The sequence below is a fragment of the Xenorhabdus innexi genome (assembly GCF_002632485.1).
Classification (GTDB): domain Bacteria; phylum Pseudomonadota; class Gammaproteobacteria; order Enterobacterales; family Enterobacteriaceae; genus Xenorhabdus; species Xenorhabdus innexi.
Window position 1 is genome coordinate 1 of sequence record NZ_NIBU01000247.1, and the last position, 555, is coordinate 555.

The 555-nt window shown below is 61.4% G+C and carries 1 protein-coding gene and 1 pseudogene; both read right to left on the reverse strand.

Annotated features, from left to right (window positions below; translation table 11 throughout):
* Positions 1 to 276: RHS repeat domain-containing protein (locus Xinn_RS21405; protein WP_244590300.1), on the reverse strand; the 276-nt coding region annotated here is incomplete at its 3' end.
* 68 nt (positions 277 to 344) lie between these two features.
* A pseudogene (locus Xinn_RS22560) lies at positions 345 to 555 on the reverse strand (hypothetical protein); the annotation flags it as partial.

Consider the following 555-nt stretch of genomic DNA (forward strand, 5'->3'; position numbering starts at 1 on the left):
GTCCCACAGGTAGGTGGTGCGACTGCCCGCCCGTTCGCACACTTTTTCCGTGCGCCGGCCGAACGCGTCGTAGCGGTAGTCCCACTGCTGGCCGCCCGGCGTCTGCACGCCGATAAGCTGGTTCTGGCTGTTCCAGCGGAACTTGGTCAGTTGCGGCCGATGACCGTCCTGCCAGAGCTGCATGGCGGTCATCCGCCCGGCATCGTCATACTCGAACAGGTGTTGCCCAAGCTGGCGCAACCGGTGCCCTTTCTGGTACAACCGCTCGCCGTCCACCTCGTTGATGCCATCTTCAACGGGGTTCGGGTGCCATCATACTTTCTTTCGTATTTTTTCATTCAATATCAGACGATTAAAATCCTGCTCTGACCGATTCTGCTAACGCCTGCGAACCCAAAACGCCAATGTGCACTTTGGGATTTTTCGGCAACGGGCGAACGGCGGCTGGCTTGCCGGACGGCGGGCGGCCGTTCTGCGGGTGCGGGCGGCAGAGAGCCTGCAAGCGGCGCCCCTGCGACGCTCTGGATCACCAGCGTGACAGCCGAGTACGGACTT